The organism is Xanthobacter autotrophicus (assembly GCF_030015065.1).
Taxonomy (GTDB): domain Bacteria; phylum Pseudomonadota; class Alphaproteobacteria; order Rhizobiales; family Xanthobacteraceae; genus Xanthobacter; species Xanthobacter autotrophicus_D.
The window spans coordinates 1-412 of sequence record NZ_JAIVFN010000496.1 but is presented as its reverse complement, the minus strand read 5'-3'; the positions used below and the strand labels follow the sequence as shown (position 1 = coordinate 412).

Genomic DNA, 412 nt, shown 5'->3' with positions numbered 1-412 from the left:
TAGTAAGTCCGCTCGTCAGCCGCGAACGTCGGAAACATGAACCCAGCCACGAAGGCGACGGCCCGCTGCGCGTTGGCGACGATAGCTGAGCAGGCGGCGCGGTCGCGCTCAGAAGGCGACAAGGGCATCGCGCTCGGCCCGCTCCCGGATCCGATCTTTCAGGCCGTCGCGGTTGGCGACATCGACGCGGATCGGAAACAGGTCGGCGATGAACCCGGTGACACCGACATAGTCGTACACGTCACGGACGACCTCGGTGTCGATATCGATCATCACATCGGGATCGCTTCCCGAATGCCCCTTCCCCCGGGCGATCGAGCCGAACAGGGCAGCATGTCGAACGCCGCGGCTTCGCAACGCGGCCTCGTTGGCGCGCAAGATCGCAATGGCGGCCTGACTGTCCATCCAGCAA

Annotated in this window: 1 protein-coding gene; it reads right to left on the bottom strand. The window is 64.8% G+C overall.

Features of this window, described 5'->3' with window-relative positions:
• Window positions 1-108: 108 nt before the first annotated feature.
• Window positions 109-412: nucleotidyltransferase family protein (locus tag K9U40_RS24200; RefSeq protein ID WP_282892588.1), on the bottom strand; the 304-nt coding region annotated here is incomplete at its 5' end.